This is a genomic window from Acinetobacter soli (assembly GCF_018139125.1).
In the GTDB taxonomy this organism is placed as follows: Bacteria; Pseudomonadota; Gammaproteobacteria; order Pseudomonadales; family Moraxellaceae; genus Acinetobacter; species Acinetobacter soli.
Genome location: NZ_CP073241.1, coordinates 1,653,910 through 1,674,030, shown reverse-complemented (window position 1 = coordinate 1,674,030; position 20,121 = coordinate 1,653,910). Strand labels below are relative to the sequence as shown.

Sequence of the window (20,121 nt, the reverse complement as noted above, 5' to 3'; positions counted from 1 at the left end):
CCAAATATCGATTTTTTGGGTTTTTTGTACACAGATTTGGAGTATACTCAAATTGAACTTGCCCAGTTTAGGGCAAGCAACCAGATGATGGATAATCTGGAACTGTATGCCATCTGAAACCATGGCACATAAATTGCTGTAAAACAATAAAGGTTAGCTAGGTGAAAAGGATATGCTGTCACTCAGCCAAGAGATGGATCTTAATCATTCGTCACACAAGGCGGAATTTGCCCACCATTTGATGTCGACTATTTGTGGCGAACATCGTCTCGACACCACGTGTAAAGACACGCTGAATTTTCATTATGAAGGGATGCGTTTGCCGTACCGTAAAATGGCGCTTGGTAAAATTAGCTATGGGGCCAATGTTGCAATCAATACCTCACAACTACGTGCTTATAGCATCAGTTTACCTTTTGAAGGCAAGCAAACGTTGAATGTGCGCGGTGAAACCTATTTTTCAAATCGAGATAGCGGCTTAATTGTGTCTAATGCAGAACTGCAAGATTTGATGATCGATAAAAATTGTAAAAAATTTCAGGTGGTGATTCCAGAACAAAGCCTAAATTCCGTGCTGTCCGAACTGGTCAAACAGCCAATCGATAAGCCAGTATTGTTTAATCCCGATATGCATCTTGGAAACAACCCATATATTGCAGCGTGGTGGAAAAATATTGAAACGTTTTTACAGCTTAAGTCGCAGTATGCGGGTTATGGTCTGCAACTTTGGTCTGAAGATTATGAAAACTTTTTGATTAAATCGTTGTTACTGTCACAGGAAAACAATTATAGCGAGCGGTTGCGGCAGCAATCCTATTTACAAGAACCCGATTATATTCGACGTGTTCGTCACTATCTGGTTGAACATGCGCATGAAGCGATTTCAACTGATGAATTACACCATTTAGCAGGCGTATCAAAATCGAAACTCTATGAAGAATTTCAACATTATTATGGTATGAGTCCGCTGGTGTATTTGCGCAAATATCGCCTGCAACAGGTCCGAAAAATTCTGACGGCTTCTGCGCATAAAAAAGTCTCGATTTCAAAACTGGCGTATGATTGGGGATTCAATCATTTGGGACGCTTTTCACAAGAATATCGGGATGAATTTGGTGAAAGCCCGAGCGAGACGCGAAGTAAATTTTAAAACAGATTCATTTAATTGATTTCAAAAGCCCAGATTTTCTGGGTTTTTTATTAAAAATAAAATTATGGTCTTATTTTTTTATATTAGTTAATTCAACAGCGTAATTCGTATCTTTATGACGATTTCTAATGATCTGTTCGGTTTTCATTGACCAATGCATTCTCTCGCACTGGATGGATAGTACTCGCAATTTTTGGACAGACGACAACCCGTATTCAGCGACATGATAACTCCAATCACAGGGTCTGGAGTGAATCCGATGTCAGGTCAATACATTGAAGTAAAAACAGCAACAGGACAATCGTTTGCGGCCTACTTGGCCGTTGCAGAGGGTGGTAAAGGCCCGGGCATTGTACTTTGCCAAGAAATTTTCGGCGTGAATACAGCCATGCGTGCCAAAGCTGACTTTTTGGCAGAAGAAGGATATACCGTTTTGGTACCAGATTTATTCTGGCGTACAGCACCACGAATTGAACTGGCGTATACCGAACAAGATTTTGCAAAAGCCTTTGAGTTATACCAAGCCTACGATGAAAACTTGGGAATTGATGACATCCGCGATAGCTTGGCAACGCTTTCAACACTTGAGAGTTGTGATGCCTCAGCAGGGCTCGGGGTCGTTGGCTATTGCCTAGGTGGAAAGCTCGCGTACTTAGCCGCTTGCCGATTACCTGAGGTGGCATGTGCTGTGGGCTATTACGGCGTCGGCATTGATCACGCCTTAGACGAGCTGAATAACTTAACAGGTCGATTGGTGCTTCATATTGCCGAGCTTGACAAATTCACTCCACCTGAAGCACGTCAAGCTATCTTAGATGCCACGGCTCAGCATCCACGTGCACAAGCCTATGTGTATGAAGGCGTGGATCATGCCTTTGCGCGCCCAAATAGTGAGCATTATCACAAACCATCGGCACGCTTTGCGCATGAACGTAGCGTGACTGCACTGCATCAGACCATTGGACCGGTTTACGATCTGGTGGCTTTATGGGAAGAGCATATCCGGCATGAGTTTGATACTCGGGATGTGCCTGCCACCATGGCGACAATGGTCAAAGAACCTTATGTTAATCATATTCCGACACTTACTGGTGGTGTAGGTCAGCGCCAGCTTGCACGCTTTTATCAACATCATTTTGTTCACCAAAATCCAAAAGATATGAAAATCACCTCAATCTCACGCACGGTGGGATCGACGCAGGTGGTCGATGAATTCATCATGAGTTTTACCCACGACAGTGAAATTGACTGGTTACTGCCTGGTGTTGCGCCAACCGGAAAATATGTCGAGATTCCAATGCTGGGTGTGATCCAGTTCCGTGGTCCAAAGCTATGTCATGAACATATTTATTGGGATCAAGCATCTGTACTGGTACAGATCGGATTGCTTGATCCGACGGGTTTACCTGTTGCGGGCGTTGAAACGGCCCAGAAGCTGCTCGACGAAGAACTGCCGTCCAATACGCTGATGCCTTCATGGGCCTCAAGCGAGCATAAGCCAGTTTAAGCAGCACAGGAGAATGCTATGAAAATTGAAATGACAGACAAAATTGCCGTGGTGAGTGGTGGAGCCACCTTGATTGGTCGTGCCGTGGTGCAGGCACTGGTTGATGCTGGTGCCAAAGTTGCAATTCTCGATATCGATGCCAATGGTCAAGAGATCGCCAACAGCATGCACGGTCAGGCTGTTTTTATTCAGACCGATATTACCAGTGATACAGGGCTGCAACGTGCGCTTCAACAGATTCATCGTCAGTTGGGACGTGTCGACTTTTTGGTTAATCTGGCCTGTACCTACCTAGATGATGGCTTTAAGTCGACTCGTGGTGATTGGTTGCATGCACTGGATATCAACTTGGTGTCGGCGGTCGAGTTGACTCGCACGCTATATCCCGATCTGCAACACAACCGCGGAGCGATTGTAAATTTTAGCTCGATTTCGGCCAAGATTGCGCAAACGGGTCGCTGGCTGTATCCAGTCAGCAAAGCGGCAATGCGTCAACTGACCCAGTCCATGGCCATGGATTTTGCTGCCGATGGCATTCGGGTCAATTCGGTTTCACCGGGCTGGACATGGTCAAGAGTCATTGCCGAAGTCAGTGGCAATGACCGCAAAAAAGCCGATGCAGTGGCTGCCGATTATCATGTTTTGGGTCGCTTGGGCGAACCTGAAGAAGTTGCAAATGTTGTTGTTTTTTTACTCTCTCCAGCGGCGCGTTTTGTCACTGGTGCCGATTATGCCGTCGATGGCGGATATTCGGTTATGGGACCTGAAGGGAATCAACCGGCTATTCCACGTTTAGCCGATGAAGCGTAATCGCACACGCGTTAATTTACGAAAGACATAGAAAATGGGAGAACCATAATGCGTAATGTAGCAATTGTTGGTGCGGGTCAATCTGGCTTGCAACTCGGATTAAGTTTACTAGAAACTGGATATACCGTCACAATTGTGACCAACCGGACAGCAGATGAGATTCGTCAAGGGAAGGTCATGTCCAGTCAGTGTATGTTTCATACGGCCTTACAAACAGAACGTGATGTTGGCCTGAACTTTTGGGAGGAACAGTGCCCCGCAGTAGAAGGGATTGGCTTTACGCTGGTTAACCCTGAAACTGGCGATGCTGCATTTAGCTGGAGTGCACGTTTGGAGCGCTATGCTCAGTCTGTAGATCAGCGTGTGAAGATGCCGTACTGGATAGAAGAATTTGAGCGCCGTGGTGGCAAACTCATCATTCAGGATGTTGGAATTGATGAGCTTGAGCAACTGACGGCCGAGTATGAGCTGGTGCTTTTGGCAGCGGGTAAGGGCGAAGTGGTGAAGCAGTTTGAACGTGACGCTCAGCGTAGCACCTTCGATAAGCCGCAGCGTGCCTTGGCACTCACTTATGTCAAGGGAATGAAACCGATCTCACCTTATTCACGTGTGACATTTAACGTGATTCCGGGTGTTGGAGAATACTTTTGCTTTCCAGCGCTCACTGTGAATGGACCATGTGAAATCATGGTGTTTGAAGGTATTCCTGAAGGGCCAATGGATTGCTGGCAAGATGCCAAAACGCCTGAACAACATCTTCAAATGAGTAAGGACATCTTAAACACTTATTTACCTTGGGAAGCCGAGCGCTGTAGCGAGATTGAACTGACCGATGCAGGAGGGTACTTGTCTGGACGTTTTGCACCTTCGGTACGTAAACCGATTCTAACCTTGGCATCTGGACGAAAAGTATTTGGTATGGCCGATGCACTGGTGGTCAATGATCCAATCACGGGTCAAGGATCGAATAACGCCGCCAAATGTAGCAAGATTTACTTCGATGCGATTTTGGCCCGTGATTCTCAAGAATTTAGTTCGGAGTGGATGCAACAAACTTTCGAAAGCTACTGGAACTACGCCGAAACCGTGGTGGCATGGACCAATAGCTTACTGGTACCGCCTGAGCCGCAAATGATTGACGTATTGGCGGCAGCGAGCCAAAACCAAGCGATTGCTTCGACCATTGCCAACAATTTTGACGATCCGCGCCAGTTTGCACCGTGGTGGTTCGATCAAAGTGCAGCTCAACGTTTTATTCAGTCGAAACAGTGTCAGAAAGTGGCGTAATACAAAGGGAATTGGTGAACGATATGAATACATCCATGCAGCAAGGCTTAAAAGCAATTGACCCTGAAAACCCAAGAGAAATACGTAATTTGCTGGGACAGTTTGCCACAGGCGTGACCGTTATCACCACACGTGGACAAGATGGTCGAAAAATTGGAATGACCGCAAACTCGTTTTCGTCATTGTCGCTTGATCCGCCTCTGATCTTATGGAGTTTGTCAAAAACTGCGCCGAGCCTGCCAGATTTCACAAAGGCAGAGTATTTTGCCATTCACATGCTGGCCCAAGAACATCATGTATTGTCTGGACATTTTGCCCGCGGTGCAGAAGATAAATTTGTCGGGATTGCACACCGTGAATGCGAGTATGGCGTACCGCTTCTTGATGATGTTTTGGCAACATTGGTCTGCAAAAATGTCAATCAATACGAAGGTGGCGATCATCTGATTTTTATTGGTCAGATTGAGCATTACCAGCAACGCATGGGTGAACCTTTGGTGTTTCATGCGGGACAATACCGGATTGCAGCAGCACATCCTGAACTTAGTGTTTAAACAACAAATCACGATCATCCAGATCGTGATTTTTTTTGGGGATTTAAAATGAAAAACAATGTGATTAAAAAGGGATTTCTAGCAGGGGCAGTGGTTCTAGCGTCGGTTTCGGCTTATGCCTACGACTTACCGACTGTCAACTTGGGTTTAACCAGCTTTATGGATGGTGGATTACCCGCAGGCCCGGGCTGGTATTCTCAAACTTACCTACAAAACTATGATGCTTCCAAACTCGTCGATAATAATGGCAATACACTTGGCTTACCTAAAACCGACTTAAGTTATCAGGCGATTATTGAGCAAGTCAGTTATATGTCGAATATACGTGTAGGACAGCATGCTGGGTTGGGTTTAAATTTTTTACTGCCATTTGTCAGTAAAATGGACATGGATGATGGCTTAAATAATGCGGCCATTAAAGCCCAAGGTGGATTTGGCGATTTAATGATTGGCCCGTTTATACAGTTCGATCCAGTGATGGGAGCTGCGGGGCCAAAATTTGTACAGCGTATCGAGTTTCAGGTGAATTTGCCAACGGGTGAATATGATCGAAATAAAGATATTAATCCGGGTAATAATGCGGTATCGCTTGATCCGTATTGGGCAGCCACCTACTGGCTAAATCCGAAATGGACAGCATCGACGCGTATTCATTACCTATATAATTTTAAAAATAATGAGCCAGGCTATGCGTTTGGTGCAGCAGATGACATACAAGCAGGGCAAGCCATACACGCCAACTTTGCAACCGATTATGCGGTAACGCCGCAGCTACGTCTGGGGATCAATGGATACTGGCTGAAGCAAGTGACCGACACAGAAGTCGATGGCGAGAAAGTCAAAGGTAGACGTGAACAAGTTTGGGCTATAGGCCCGGGGGCAATGTATAGTTTTTCCAAAAATGATCATTTGGTTGCTAATGCTTATTTCGAACAAGATGCGAAAAACCGTCCAGAAGGCACACGCGTTTCGTTCCGTTACATCCATCATTTTTAAAGCCATTAAGCGCAGTACTTGTGACCTATTTAATTTCGGTTAAATAGATTGAAACTGTAGTATTCAAATACTATGGCTGAACACAGTTTAAGAAAAGTTACGTAAATACATTTCTGGATGTTCAAGGCTACCGCGTCGTGTTGAAGATGGTAACTCTCCATAACGACGTTTATATTCTTGAGAAAAACGTCCTAAATGGCTAAAGCCCCATTTAAAAGCCACATCGGTGACTGACGCTTGTTCGTTTTGCATCAGCTCAAGATGTGCCTGCTCAAAACGTAATTCTTTTAGGTAGGCCATAGGCGTTGTATTTAAAAAGCTTTTAAAGCCTGCAAATAAGGTACGCACACTTACACCAGCATGCTCGGCAAGCTGTTCGATACTCAGTGCCATATGCAGGTTTTCTCGCATATAAGCCTCAGTTCGCTTAATAAAATACGGAGAAACGACCTTCTCTTTGGCCTGATTCAAATGCTCAAGCAATGTATTTGATTGACCATATAAGAGGGCATTGAGCAGATTGGATTCAAATTGTTTAAACACCATAGGATGATGCAGTGGATGATTTTCACATGCCAGTGCTTCCATTAAGGTGGTCATCAGTTGTAAAAAATATCCGCCACTATGCGTTGAGAAATCCAGTTTGGTTTCAAAAATAGGCGTATGACGTGTGCTTTCAGGCAAATGCTGTCTGCAATGTTGTACTAAATCATCTTTGTCAATTTTTAAAATAAGCTGAGGAGAATGCGCGTGCCAACGCATTTTCAAGGCTTGATCTGGCGATATGACTGAAGCGACTTGTGGATAGGAAATAAACTTTTGCTGGTCTACTTCAATTTCAGCATATCCTTGAGTAGGAATCTGAATAAGATAAAACTTTTCAAGATGATCGGGTTCGATGTAAACATCGGTGCCGTATTCAAGACGGCTGATCGATAAACGGCCAGTTTTAAGATGGTGCATCGACGACTGAAATTCGCTCTTTTGTTGCACAATTTTGAGTAAGTGCGGTTTAAAAATCTGACCGACACTTTTGCAGGTTTCCCCAATATCCTGATGCTGAAAAATCAAGTTTTGCGATGAAAAAATCGAGCACTGTTGCAAGTGACGTCCATTCAGTTCTATATGGGAATTGGCCTGACTCATAACATATTCCTTTTGGGCTAACGTATTGAATTGAGCAGCATGACGACAAAACAGCAGCTCGACGAAATCAACACGACTTAAAATATTTAAGTGGCTTATCTGAATAAAGAATCAAGCAAAAAGTAGACCAGATCAGGAATTTTATCTACATGATCGTAGCAATCTGTATGTGATGAAGCTGAACATACAATAGGTCAGTCATGTAAGAATTTTGTTGAAAAACTGAGTGAAAACGGCCTGTAAGGGTTTACTTATTCTAAACGCTTTATTCGATCTTAATCCTTAAGATCTGTATTCTTTTATAGCAAATTCATTTGGTCGTATCAATGTATTTACGTGAATTGCGACAGGTAGCACCTATATAAAAAATAAAGAATCTGCATGGTTGAACATGCAGATTCTTTGTCGTTCTTTTAGCATAAATAAAAGATTGAGCTGATTGAAACAAGCAGCCTCAGCTTAGGTACGTGCTGTGTTGCTTTGCAGAAATTTTTCGCTATAAACATGGCACTGATCAATCGCATGCGTATCAAGCCAAGACTTAACTGCTTCAATCATTGGAGGAGGACCACAAAGATACATGTCAAAACTTCTCTCATCTAGCTGTTCTTTATTCAAGTGTTCATGAATAAAACCTGATTTACCAGTCCAGCTTTCAGATGCTTTGGTCACAATTGGGTGATAACTGAAGTCCTTAATACGCTCACCGTAGGCCAGCAGACGCTGCTGCTCGCACAAGTCGGCTTCAGTATTGACGCCGTAATACAGGTGAACAGGAGGCGGATTGGGTTGATCGGCAATATTATCGAGCATGCCTAAAAATGCGGATAGGCCCGTTCCACCTGCAATAAACACCAGTGGGCGCTCAACCTCACGCAAATAAAAACTTCCCAGAGGCGCTTCCATCATTATAGTTTGACCAACCTGACAGCGCTCACGTAAATAGTTACTCATCACGCCATCTGGTAAAAGTCGAATCAGAAACTGTAGCTGATTGTGTGCGTTTGGTCGGTTGGCAAATGAGTAAGAGCGCCAATCCTCGGTTTGAGGAATGTGAAGCCGTGCATATTGACCAGGCAAGAAATCGAGCTGCTTGGTATGGCCACTTGCATCGAGATGTAAAATCGCCGTCGTTTCTGAAACCAGTTCAACGCCAGTGACTGTAGTGGCAATTTTTAAGGTTTCACCTGCATTACAAATGCTTGAGTGATGATCAAAATAAAACGCTGCATTAGATTTAACGCGTGTCTGGCAGGCAAGCATTTTTCGCTCTGCCAGATCACGTTCACTTAATGCGTCTTCATCGACATATTCTTGTTCATAAATCCCTGTTTCACATTTTCCCTGACAGGTTCCACATACACCTTCACGACAATCTAGCGGCAGATTAATTCCCTGACGAACAGCAGCATCAAGCAGCAATTCGTCGGATTGAACAGAAATAAAAAAAGTTTTGCCGTCGGCAAAGTTGAGTGCAACAGAATGACTCATATCGGCCTCCCTAAACGTGATAGAAATCCAGTACGGAATCTATTTTGTCGTTAAGTAAAATGCTGTGCTGACGGCGAATGCGAAAACTGTCTTCGGTTGGACGAAGCACGTAAGTTGCTCTGCCGTAGAAACAGCCTTCCAGTCCTTGACGGTTATACAGGGTACGCCAGCTTACTTTCGCCTCGACAAGGCCATCGTCACGTGTTTGCACCTGCACATTGTGAATATTATGCTGGGTACGAGGCAACGGGGTAGCAGAAGCTGCCTTGCCTGTACGGATACGAAATACCCGGTCTTCAAGACCAGAGCGGTCTGCGTAGTAAATATAAGAGAGTCCCTGATTTGGATCTTCTACATAAGTGTGGTCATCAATCCACTGCGGAATATGATATTCACTGTCTTCATCGTAGAGTTCAAGGTAGGCATCCCAGTCATAGTTGTCGCAGAGTTCCGCTTTTTTGTAGAGGAACTGGGAAACTGCATAGTGAAGTTCTAAAGACATGATTACACCTCATCCGTTACAGACTGATTGTCATAGGTTAGGTCATGCATCTTGAGTGCTTTATTGTTGAGTCCGTCAAGTAACAAGCGCTGCCAGTGACCATGTTGATTGACATAGAGTCCTTCGTGCGTAAATTCACGGCCTGTGATCACAGGCTCGATGCCTAGGTCTAGAGCATTTTGTGTTGGGCCATAGGTCCACTTATGATAGCCACGCGAGATATCACTCCAGCGTTCGATACGTCCCTGAAAACCTTTTTGCTGTTCACGGAATTCAACCAGATCATCGGGTGTACCTAAGCCCGATACATTAAAGAAATCTTCAAACTGGCGAATACGGTTACGGCGTGCTTCAGCAGATTCGCCTTTCACCCCGATACACTGACTAATTACCTCAGTTTTATTCCACGCGACCGGACGAACAATTCGAAGTTGTGAACTGATTTGATCCATAAAAAACAGGCTTGGATACAAGTTGAGGTTACGCAAACGGTGCATCGCCCATTCGGCATGTATGGCACCAAACTTTTCGACCATATAAGGCATAACGGTGTCGTAGCCGGGACGCACTGTAGGATTTGGCATATCACTGAACAATACGCTGTGTCCGTGTTTGAAACTAAACCAGCCATCATCGGTTTCTGCATCGCCTGCACCGAGTTTGCTGTAGTCGAGTGTATCGAGCTCTCCACCTTTGGCAGCATTCACTTGCTGACGATGCTGTACGGTCGAAACATAGTTGTAATGTACGGTACTGACATGATAGCCATCGAGGCCATTTTCATTTTGAAGTTTCCAGTTGCCGGCAAAGGTATAAGCCGATTTACCTTGCAATACTTCAAGTTCGCCTGTAGGCGATTGATCGACCATCAAATCGAGAAAAATTTTGGCATCGCCTAAAAAGTCTTCTAAAGAATCGGTGGCTTGAGTATCTAAACTGACAAAGACAAATCCACGATAACTGGCGATACGTCCTTGCTTTAGACCACGACTGGACTTGTCGAAGTCATCGCAGTATTCACCCGGTGCCTTCACCTTAACCAGACGACCGTCCGATTTGTAACACCATGCATGGAACGGGCAGGTAAATACCGACTGATTACCTTTGGCAACGCGTGTAAGCGTTGCACCGCGATGCTCGCAAGCATTGACCATAGCGTGGAGTTCGCCTTTGCCATCACGGCTAATAATCATCGGTTGGCGTCCAATTTGAACGGTCAGGAAATCGTTGTTGTTTGGAATTTCACTTTCGTGGCAGGCATAAATCCAGACCTTTTCAAAAATGAGTTCCATTTCTAACTCAAACAGTTCCGGCTCGGTAAACATATCGCGAGCAACCCGATAGACACCATCATTTGGGCGAAAATCGATACAACCTTGTACAAAATTTTGCCATTCGGCGAGGTTACGTGCAGTCATGGGCTCATCCTCTATCCAATCAATGCGTTTTATTGATTGAACCGCGATTTACTGCCGCACTCTATCCAGATTTTCCGGATCTTTATCCACTTTATGCAATTTATTGGTGGCTTAATCGGTCTGTTCATTTTTTAAGATGAAGATGAGGTAAATGAAATAGACGACGATGTTGTCTGTTTGCAGCGACTGGTTACAGTATGTTGTTGAGACTGGTCAGCATGTACGTCTTGGATCACTATAGAGGATACAGCGTGGAATATAACGTGCAGGAGCAACCCCAATGATTCACATTCGTTCATTCAGATCTGGTGCATATGCACTTGGAAGCATGATACTACTTGCATTGAGTAGTGTTTCATTTGCCAGTTCAAATGAAGCATGGAAACAGCATGATCAAGCCATGAAAACAGCCTGTGTTAAGGCCAGTCAGCTTAAAAAGGTTAAACTGGTGAGTAATATCATGCTGTTTGATGATCGTGCGGGATATTCGGCCGTGCTGATGCAGGGAACTTTTCCTCAGGCACATATGAAAAATAAAACTGGTCAGGAACTCTGCCTATGGAATAAAACCACCAAAAAAGCGTATGTATCGGAATTTAATCCCACCAGCTAAGATGATGCCGACTCAATATTCTTCTTAAGAGCAGACCAGACTTTTTTAACGTGGTCACCGTACACGTGACGCGGTATCATAGCAGCGTTGACATGACGGGACGATATTATGAAGATTGTCGCAGATGAAAATCTTGCGTTTACAGATTATTTTTTTTTATCATTTGGAGAAATTCAGCATCGGGCAGGGCGCTTGCTCACTGCCGAAGATGTGCATGATGCACAGGCATTGATTGTTCGCTCCGTCACTAAAGTCAACGCCGCGCTTATTCAAGATAGTCAGTTACAGTTTGTTGGCAGCGCCACCATTGGGACAGATCATCTGGATACCGTAGCGCTCGACCGTCAAAATATTACATGGCGCAATGCACCCGGCTGTAATGCGCAAGCAGTGGCTGAATATGTTATTACTGCGCTCTATCAGCTTGATAACACTGTACTCGATCAAGGTAAAAGCTTCCATTTAGGAATCGTGGGGTTAGGAAACGTAGGGCGCCGACTGGCATCGATGGCGCAGCAAATCGGCTGGACAGTGATGGGATATGATCCCTTTGTGCAACTCGACGGCATTCAAAACGTCAGTTTTGAGCAGTTGATTCAGCATAGTCACGCTATCTCTATTCATGTACCTTTAACCACGTCTGGAGCATATCCGACACAGCATCTGTTTAATCATGATGTATTCGCTCACATGCCACCAGATAGCATATTGATCAATAGTGCGCGGGGGCCGGTTGTTGAAGAAGCAGCATTAATTGCTGATCTTAAACGTACACAGCGCAAAGTTGTACTCGATGTGTTTGAGCATGAGCCTGAAATCTCAGAAGAGCTGCTTGATTTGGTGACATTGGTCACGCCTCATATTGCAGGCTATAGTCTAGAAGGCAAAGCCCGCGGTACACAAATGGTTTATGAGGCGTTTTGTAAGGTATTTGGCTTTGAAGCGACCAAGCGATTTGAAACCCAACTGCCTCAAGGCGATGCCTATTTCACAGAAAACACGCTGACTGAGGCATTAAAAGCCCATCTTCATCAGATCTACGATATCCAGCGTGATGATCAAAATTTAAGAGCGTGTCTAAAGGCGGGGCGGGTAGACCAACAAGCCTTTGATCGACTTCGGAAAGAATATCCACTACGCCGTGAATGGGCTGCACACGGAGGCCCTGTGGCATGAGTCAACGCTTTGAAAGTCAGACGGCTTTGCCTACTTGTTCAATTGAGGCACTTAAAGCACGCGCACAGCTCTACCGTACCATTCGAGAGTTTTTTGCCCAGCGTGATGTCATGGAAGTTGAAACGCCGATCGTATCTCAGGCAGGAGTTACTGATGTTCATTTGGCATCTGTGCAGGCGCAACGCCATATCGTAGGTCGCGTGCAGCAACAGTATTTACAAACCTCACCTGAGTTTGCCATGAAACGTCTGCTAGCTGCGGGTAGTGGTCCGATTTATCAAATCTGTAAGGTTTTTCGAGACGACGAGCATGGTCGCAAACACAACAGTGAGTTTACTATGCTGGAGTGGTATCGCCCTGGGCTAGATTTACGCGAGTTGATGCATGAAACGGCAGCGCTATTAAACGTGTGTTTAGCGCATCGTTTTGATGAAATTCGCCCACTGGTTTTGAGCTACAAACATGCATTTCAAGATCGTTTAGATATTAATCCTTTACAGGCAACGCTGGCACAATTAAAACAGACTGCACAACGTGTAGGATTGACGCTAGATTTAGGCGATGATCGTTTAGCCTATATGGATTTATTATTTTCACATTTTGTCGAGCCAAGTTTGGGCTTTGATACACCAATTTTCCTCACCGATTTTCCACCAGAAATGGCTTCTTTGGCCAAAGTACGTCTAGATGAAGACGGCGAAGAAGTTGCCGCACGCTTTGAAGTGTATATCGAGGGTTTGGAACTGGCTAACGCCTACGATGAATTGCTTGATGCATCGGTGCTCCGCGCACGTTTTGAAGCAGATAACCAAGAGCGAGACAAATTAGGCTTACAGGTGATGCCACTCGATGAAAACTTACTGGCAGCCTTAGCACATATGCCAGAATGCTCAGGCATTGCTTTGGGTATTGACCGTTTGTTAATGGTGGCCACTCAGAAGCTTAACATAGAACAGGTGATTGCTTTCCCTGCATCTAGAGCGTAAAAAAAGCCGCGTAACGCGGCTTTTTTTATTTATATATTATTGTTCTTGCTGAATACCCGCGACTTTCCAGTCTTCTGTTGAACCCGCAGGCTTAACAAAATGCCAGATCTCGGTAAACGGTTGTGGAAGACTGTTTAGATCTTCACTCACAGTACCTGTGAAGCGTACACTCACCACATATTGACCGTTTTCAGTCGCAGAATCGACGACCATTGCATTTAGGTTGCTAAATTCAGCAACGTCTTGGTCCTGATTGGCCAAAATGTCGTTGTACATCGATGCATACAATTCAGGCGTCAAGTAACGACGAATTTCTTCAACATTATTTGCAGAATTGACAGACTGAATATGGTTAAAACGTTGACGTGCAATACGCAAGAACGCCGCCGGTTCAGTACCATCCGGTAACTGATTACCGCTTTGTGTATAAGCACCACCAAACGGCGCTGCACTTGGTGCAGCTGAACCACCAACAGACTGACCAAAAATATTGGTGTTGTCACCGCCGGCTGCAGCGCGTGGAGCAGCAGGCGTAGAGCTGTTGTTAAACGGTGAAGAACCGCTGTTGTTTGGTGCATAAGGATTATTATTACCTGCTAATTTTTTTTTAGCACCGAAACGACGGAAAATAAAGAAAGCAATTGCAGCGATCAGCACAATCCAGATCCAGCCCGGTAGGCCGCCTTTTTTCTCTTCTTGCTGCTGTTGCTGAGCCTGAGTCGCTTGCTGTTCTGGCGATGTTGTATGTTTGTCATCTGCCATTGCATTGGCGGCAAGCGCACCCACTGCAGCACCCGCTACACCTGCAGCAACCACTGTCCCCACACCTGGGCCAGAACGTTGAGGTGTTCCCGCTGGCGCAGTTTGAGGCGCTGGCGTAACCTGACGAGGCTGTTGGTAAGATTGAGTCGGTGCCGCAGAGCGAGACATGCCGTGGCTTTTACCACCGCCCGCACGCTTTGCTTCTGCAAGAGGAGCAACAACTAAAGCAGCCATCATGATGCCTGTAATCAGGCCACGCTGTCTTACTTTCATTTAAAATTCCTGTATAAAAAATAAAAACAAAATAAAAAGAATCTAAGACTACATATATGCAGGCTTTTGAGGCGAATTTCAACACAAAAAAGATGTTTTTTATGTCGAAACATATTCGCGTCAAAAGATGCTCCAATTTTATCTTATTCGGATAGCTCCATCGCGGTTTGCAAGGCCTCGTGCAAACGTGATACCGCAATCACCTGTACGCCCTCAATTGCCTTTTGCGGAGCATTACCTTTAGGCAAAATGACATGAGTAAATCCGTGTTTGACAGCTTCTTTTAAACGTTCCTGACCATTTGGAACCGGGCGGATTTCACCCGATAACCCGACCTCACCAAAAACGGCCAGTTGTTGTGGTAACGCCTTGGCTCTTAAGCTAGATGCACAGGCCAGCAACACAGCCAGATCCGAGCCTGTTTCGGTAATTTTTAATCCGCCGACCACATTCACATACACATCTTGTCCAGAGGTTTGCACACCGCCATGCCGATGCATCACTGCGAGCAGCATGTTTAAGCGGTTTTGCTCGAGGCCGAGTGCCACACGCCGCGGCTGACCTTGTGCATCATCGACCAGTGCCTGAACTTCCACCAAGAGGGGGCGCGTGCCTTCGCGACTAATCATCACAATCGATCCGGGAATCGCTTCATTATAACGGCTTAAAAAAATGGCAGAGGGATTGGCCACTTCTCGTAAGCCCTTATCGGTCATCCCAAAAACGCCAAGCTCATTTACCGCGCCAAATCGATTTTTTACCGCACGAATCATGCGATAACGTGAATCGGATTGGCCTTCAAAATACAGCACACAATCGACCATATGCTCAAGCACACGTGGGCCTGCCAGTGCGCCTTCTTTAGTGACATGACCCACAATAAATAATGCGGTTCCGCTGTTTTTGGCAAAGCGAGTGAGAAGAGCAGCCGACTCGCGAATTTGTGAAACCCCGCCCGGTGCCGATTGCAGTGTTTCGGTATATAAGGTCTGAATCGAATCTAAAATGGCCACCACTGGGCGCTCTTGTGCCAAAATCTCACAAATTCTCTCGACACAGGTTTCTGCCATGACTTTGAGCTGATCGGTAGGTAGATCTAAGCGTTGTGCCCGCAGTGCCACTTGCGACAGCGATTCTTCGCCAGTCACATAAAGTGCAGTACTGCTTTTGCTGGCCATGTGTGTTGCCGTTTGCAGCAAAATTGTGGATTTTCCGATCCCCGGGTCACCGCCAATTAAAACCACCGAACCCGTAACCAAACCGCCGCCAAGTACCCGATCAAATTCACTAATACCGGTGGCAACACGCGGTACATTCGAAACCGAAATTTTATTGAGCGTGGTAACAGTGGAGATTTCTCCTGCATATCCACCGAGTTTAGGTTTTGCCCGATGTGGTGTTACGCTTTCCAATCGGACTTCAGTCAAGCAGTTCCATTCTCCGCATTCAGAGCATTGGCCTGCCCATTTAGAATGATCTGCACCACATTGTTCACAGCGATAGACACTTTTGATTTTTGCCATATTTAAAAATTGAAAATTTTAGATAAAGAAGTTAAAACAGAAGGAAGTACAAAATATCGCATGTACACCCAATTTTTATAAGGCCACATAAACAAGCGAGTTTTGTATTTGACTGATTAAAGGGAAGTGATCAGGAAAATAACATGATAAGGAATTTTTGCACAATCGTTGAAATTGGATTTTTCTCGATCGTTATCATTCTGTTTGCGCTTCCATGGAGGAACTTTGAGCAACTGTATCGACGTTTGCCATAACCTGATAAGACTCTGGCATAGTTATTGCTCTTGCTCAAAGACATGAAAACAGGTCATTGAATCTGTTTTTCAAAAAAATAAATAAATTTGCAAGGTTAATGTATATGAGTGCAGCTGAAATTGTCGATTGGGTCAATAGTATTATTTGGAGTCCGGCACTGATTTATTTGTGCTTGGGCGCAGGGTTGTTTTTTTCGATTTTGACGCGATTTGTACAGGTGCGACAAATCAAAGAGATGGGCCGTTTATTGGTGAATGGTTCATCATCGGCACAGGGAATTTCATCATTTCAGGCACTTTCTGTGTCGCTCTCAGGGCGCGTGGGTGTAGGTAATATTGCGGGTGTTGCCGCTGCAATTGGATTTGGTGGCCCTGGTGCGGTGTTTTGGATGTGGGTGGTGGCTTTTCTAGGCGCGAGTACTGCCTATGTTGAATCGACACTTGGACAAATCTATAAAGTTGAATATCAAGGACAATATCGCGGCGGCCCGGCATTTTATTTCGATCGTGGTTTGGGCCAACGCTGGCTGGGGGTTTTATTTGCCATTGCCGCGTTGGTGTCTTGCGGATTATTTTTACCGGGAATTCAGGCCAATGCAGTAGGAAATGCCTTTACTCAGATTACAGGAGAAGGGGCGATTGTTTTTGGTAAGGTAGGAACCTATAAACTTCTGGCATTGGTGGTCATTGTTAGTTTACTGGCCGTGATTATTTTTGGTGGGATTAAGCGTATTGCTCGTTTTGCCGAATTTGTGGTGCCGTTTATGGCGCTTGGTTATATCTTGATGGCTTTAGTGATTGTGTTTATGAATCTTGAAGCCTTACCGGGTGTGATCAAAATGATTTTTGCAGATGCATTCAGCCCGATGGCCGGATTAGGTGCGGCAATTGGCTGGGGGGTGAAGCGTGGGGTTTATTCCAACGAAGCAGGTCAGGGAACCGGTCCGCATGCCGCCGCTGCGGCAGAAGTGCAGCATCCGGCACAACAGGGGTTTGTACAAGCATTTTCGATTTATGTAGATACCTTGTTTGTCTGCTCTGCAACCGCTTTTATGATTTTGATTACGGGCATGTACAATGTACAAGGAACTTTAGAAGCTGGTCAGTTCATTATACAAAACGTCACTTCAACCGCAGAAATTGGTTCACCTGCCTTTACTCAAATGGCCGTTAGTACCGTATTTGGTGGCTTTGGGCAGATCTTTGTTGCACTTGCCGTATTCTTTTTTGCCTTTACAACCATTGTTGCCTATTACTACATCGCGGAAACCAACATCACTTATTTAAGTTACATCACCAAAACACCTTCGCTACTGTTTCTAACCAAGTGCTTTATCATTCTTTCGGTTGCCTATGGCGTCATGAGTGCCACAGGCTACATTTGGGGAATTGGTGATATCGGTGTAGGACTTATGGCATGGATTAACATTATCGGGATTATTGTGACTTATTTTGTCTGGAAACCGACCATCAAGGCGCTACGAGACTATGAGGAGCAACAAAAAGCAGGTGTAAAAGAATATACCTTCGATCCAATTAAACTCGGTATTAAAAATGCCACTTACTGGGAAGAACGCTTAAAAATCAAAAATGCTTTAGAGGCGCAAGCTCAAAACGCGTCGTCGAAAAAGACCGCAACCTAACATGCCACTCAATTTAAATTCACTTTTTTTGAAGACTCAGGTGTCGAAAAATGTGAATTGTATTGCTTCTACCTTATGCGTATGATCGAAAACGAGTGTACGCACACATGCGTGGCGTTATACAACTACGCAATCGCCAAGCAGAACGTTTATCAAAATCATTCAGTTGAATAAGATGCCATAAAATGGTGCGGAATTGTTTTTGAGGAGACGCTGCTTTGGCTCTATAAAAATACTGGAGTGTTTTGTAGCAATGTCGAATTATAACCACGACTCATCTTCTGGAGAACATGAGTTATCACGAAGCCTTTCTAATCGGCATTTGCAACTGATTGCAATTGGCGGTGCAATTGGAACAGGTTTATTTATGGGCTCTGGTAAAACCATTAGTCTTGCCGGCCCATCGATCTTATTTATTTATCTGATCATTGGAGTGATGGTCTTTTTCGTCATGCGTGCGCTAGGCGAATTGTTGCTCTCCAATCTTCAATATAAGTCTTTTATCGACTTTACCACTGATTTGATTGGCCCTTGGGCAGGATATTTTGTGGGCTGGACCTACTGGTTGTGCTGGATTACCATCGGTATCGCCGACTTATCTGCGATTATTTATTATTTGCAGTTTTTTAATAACGGTCTTCCTTTTACACCAACCGAAGGCGCCATGATCAGTATTGCGGCGATTATCTTCATCATGGGGCTGAACCTCATGACCGTAAAACTGTTTGGTGAGCTTGAGTTCTGGTTTGCCATGATCAAAATTACTGCGATTGTGGTCCTGATTTTGGTCGGACTCTGGATGATCTTCACGGGCTTTACCTCGACCAGTGGTGAAGTGGCATCATTTACGCATTTGTGGGCTAATGGTGGCTTCTTCCCAACGGGTATGCACGGTTTCTTGGCAGGCTTTCAGATTGCGATCTTTGCCTTTGTTGGGGTAGAGCTCGTGGGTACCACTGCGGCTGAAACCAAAAATCCGGAACGTAATTTGCCTAAGGCAGTCAACTCTATCCCGATTCGAATCATTATTTTCTATGTACTGGCCCTGTTAATTGTGATGTCGGTGACACCATGGAATAAGATTGATCCAAACATCAGCCCGTTTGTAAATCTGTTTAGTCAGGCAGGCATTGCAGCAGCGGCAATTATCATGAACTTGGTGGTCTTGTCTTCGGTGATGTCATCGATGAACAGCGGTGTATTCTCTACCAGTCGCATGCTATTTGGTTTGTCTAAAGAACGTCAGGCACCTCAACCTTTTGGTACGCTCAATAAAGGTCGTGTTCCTGCAAATGCATTGTATTTTTCAACGGTGTGTTTGTTGCTCGGTGCAGCGCTGCAATATTTTGTACCCAATACCGTTGAAGCTTTTACACTGGCGACTACGCTATCGACCATTTTGTTTATTTGTGTGTGGCTGATGATTATCTGGAGCTACATGGTCTATTACAAAACCCGTCCAGAGTTACATGCCAAATCTATTTTCAAATTACCAGGCGGTTTGTTTACCTGCTGGGTGGTGATCATTTTCTTTATTGGAATGATTTATGTGCTGTCATTAGAGCCAGACACCATGAAAGCCTTGATGGTCAGCCCAATCTGGCTGGTTATTTTGGTGATTGGTTACTTTGGTTTTTACAAGCCTCGATTGAAATCCAAGAAATAATTAAAAAAACGCCAGTCAATGACTGGCGTTTTTTTTCGCTTCCTTTTAAGCTTGGTGCTTTTGTACTTTGGTCCTGTGCTGGATCACGGTATAATTATTCAAATTTTTTGAGTAGGTGATCAGATGCGCCGTTTCATTTGCTACACAAGTTTACTCACCATGAGTCTGGCTATGCTGGGCTGTGGTCAAACGGGTGCATTACATTTGCCATCCGATCCAAATTACGACAAACGTGCAAAATATTTGCTGTATTCACAGCCTCAGTCTGACAAAACCTCGAAAGACAAAACTTCGACTCCTGATCATTCAGCGTCTTCTCAGCCAGTTCCTTCTTCACCTTAAGCTTTAAAAATAAGGATGCATT

Annotated in this window: 18 protein-coding genes; 12 read left to right on the top strand and 6 right to left on the bottom strand. The window is 44.8% G+C overall.

Annotated elements, in window-relative coordinates; genetic code table 11:
• Positions 1–172 precede the first annotated feature (172 nt).
• From KCV09_RS07660 to KCV09_RS07635, 6 genes are all read left to right on the top strand, one after another.
• Complete coding sequence (locus KCV09_RS07660) at positions 173–1,150, top strand: AraC family transcriptional regulator (protein WP_119025961.1); 978 nt, start codon at positions 173–175, stop codon at positions 1,148–1,150.
• 259 nt (positions 1,151–1,409) lie between these two features.
• Positions 1,410–2,657 carry a dienelactone hydrolase family protein gene (locus tag KCV09_RS07655; RefSeq protein ID WP_212514990.1) on the top strand — a complete coding sequence of 416 codons (1,248 nt, stop codon included), beginning with the start codon at positions 1,410–1,412 and terminating at the stop codon, positions 2,655–2,657.
• Between the two features lie 18 nt (positions 2,658–2,675).
• On the top strand, positions 2,676–3,467 hold the full coding sequence (locus KCV09_RS07650; RefSeq protein WP_004939520.1) for an SDR family oxidoreductase: 792 nt from the start codon (positions 2,676–2,678) through the stop codon (positions 3,465–3,467).
• Positions 3,468–3,515: 48 nt separating this feature from the next.
• A complete protein-coding gene (locus KCV09_RS07645; protein WP_212514989.1) occupies positions 3,516–4,754 on the top strand; it encodes a styrene monooxygenase/indole monooxygenase family protein in 1,239 nt (412 codons plus the stop codon).
• A 23-nt stretch (positions 4,755–4,777) separates the two neighbouring features.
• The gene (locus KCV09_RS07640; RefSeq protein WP_212514988.1) at positions 4,778–5,308 is read left to right on the top strand and encodes a flavin reductase family protein; all 531 of its coding nucleotides are present in this window, start codon (positions 4,778–4,780) and stop codon (positions 5,306–5,308) included.
• Between the two features lie 48 nt (positions 5,309–5,356).
• The gene (locus tag KCV09_RS07635; RefSeq protein WP_212514987.1) at positions 5,357–6,304 is read left to right on the top strand and encodes a SphA family protein; all 948 of its coding nucleotides are present in this window, start codon (positions 5,357–5,359) and stop codon (positions 6,302–6,304) included.
• Positions 6,305–6,391: 87 nt separating this feature from the next.
• On the opposite strand, the gene KCV09_RS07630 is transcribed toward KCV09_RS07635, so the two are convergent.
• The 4 genes from KCV09_RS07630 to antA all read right to left on the bottom strand — a co-directional run bounded on the left by KCV09_RS07630 (position 6,392) and on the right by antA (position 10,861).
• Positions 6,392–7,450, bottom strand: coding sequence for an AraC family transcriptional regulator (locus KCV09_RS07630; protein ID WP_076032001.1), 1,059 nt, complete (start codon positions 7,448–7,450; stop codon positions 6,392–6,394).
• Between the two features lie 459 nt (positions 7,451–7,909).
• Complete coding sequence (gene antC / locus KCV09_RS07625; RefSeq protein ID WP_212514986.1) at positions 7,910–8,941, bottom strand: anthranilate 1,2-dioxygenase electron transfer component AntC; 1,032 nt, start codon at positions 8,939–8,941, stop codon at positions 7,910–7,912.
• A 10-nt stretch (positions 8,942–8,951) separates the two neighbouring features.
• The gene (gene antB / locus KCV09_RS07620; RefSeq protein WP_004939507.1) at positions 8,952–9,443 is read right to left on the bottom strand and encodes an anthranilate 1,2-dioxygenase small subunit; all 492 of its coding nucleotides are present in this window, start codon (positions 9,441–9,443) and stop codon (positions 8,952–8,954) included.
• Positions 9,444–9,445: 2 nt separating this feature from the next.
• Positions 9,446–10,861: an anthranilate 1,2-dioxygenase large subunit gene (gene antA, locus KCV09_RS07615; RefSeq protein ID WP_212514985.1), complete on the bottom strand. Its 1,416-nt coding sequence runs from the start codon at positions 10,859–10,861 to the stop codon at positions 9,446–9,448.
• A gap of 280 nt (positions 10,862–11,141) precedes the next feature.
• Between antA and KCV09_RS07610 the strand changes: the two genes are divergently transcribed.
• From KCV09_RS07610 to epmA, 3 genes are all read left to right on the top strand, one after another.
• The gene (locus KCV09_RS07610; RefSeq protein ID WP_151815261.1) at positions 11,142–11,474 is read left to right on the top strand and encodes a hypothetical protein; all 333 of its coding nucleotides are present in this window, start codon (positions 11,142–11,144) and stop codon (positions 11,472–11,474) included.
• A gap of 108 nt (positions 11,475–11,582) precedes the next feature.
• Positions 11,583–12,650: a 4-phosphoerythronate dehydrogenase gene (locus tag KCV09_RS07605; protein ID WP_151815260.1), complete on the top strand. Its 1,068-nt coding sequence runs from the start codon at positions 11,583–11,585 to the stop codon at positions 12,648–12,650.
• Positions 12,647–13,636: an EF-P lysine aminoacylase EpmA gene (gene epmA, locus KCV09_RS07600; RefSeq protein ID WP_151815259.1), complete on the top strand. Its 990-nt coding sequence runs from the start codon at positions 12,647–12,649 to the stop codon at positions 13,634–13,636. The genes KCV09_RS07605 and epmA overlap by 4 nt, the downstream gene beginning before the upstream one ends.
• Before the next feature lie 36 nt (positions 13,637–13,672).
• On the opposite strand, the gene KCV09_RS07595 is transcribed toward epmA, so the two are convergent.
• Together KCV09_RS07595 and radA are read right to left on the bottom strand one after the other, a co-directional pair.
• A complete protein-coding gene (locus KCV09_RS07595; protein WP_025095008.1) occupies positions 13,673–14,671 on the bottom strand; it encodes a Tim44 domain-containing protein in 999 nt (332 codons plus the stop codon).
• Positions 14,672–14,814: 143 nt separating this feature from the next.
• The gene (radA, locus tag KCV09_RS07590) at positions 14,815–16,194 is read right to left on the bottom strand and encodes a DNA repair protein RadA (protein WP_004939495.1); all 1,380 of its coding nucleotides are present in this window, start codon (positions 16,192–16,194) and stop codon (positions 14,815–14,817) included.
• A gap of 358 nt (positions 16,195–16,552) precedes the next feature.
• Between radA and KCV09_RS07585 the strand changes: the two genes are divergently transcribed.
• From KCV09_RS07585 to lptM, 3 genes are all read left to right on the top strand, one after another.
• Entirely contained in the window at positions 16,553–18,091 is a 1,539-nt protein-coding gene (locus tag KCV09_RS07585; protein ID WP_151815258.1) for an alanine/glycine:cation symporter family protein, read from the top strand.
• A gap of 253 nt (positions 18,092–18,344) precedes the next feature.
• Positions 18,345–19,757: an amino acid permease gene (locus KCV09_RS07580; RefSeq protein WP_004939488.1), complete on the top strand. Its 1,413-nt coding sequence runs from the start codon at positions 18,345–18,347 to the stop codon at positions 19,755–19,757.
• A 123-nt stretch (positions 19,758–19,880) separates the two neighbouring features.
• A complete protein-coding gene (gene lptM / locus KCV09_RS07575; protein ID WP_004948757.1) occupies positions 19,881–20,099 on the top strand; it encodes an LPS translocon maturation chaperone LptM in 219 nt (72 codons plus the stop codon).
• The last annotated feature ends 22 nt before the right edge of the window (positions 20,100–20,121 follow it).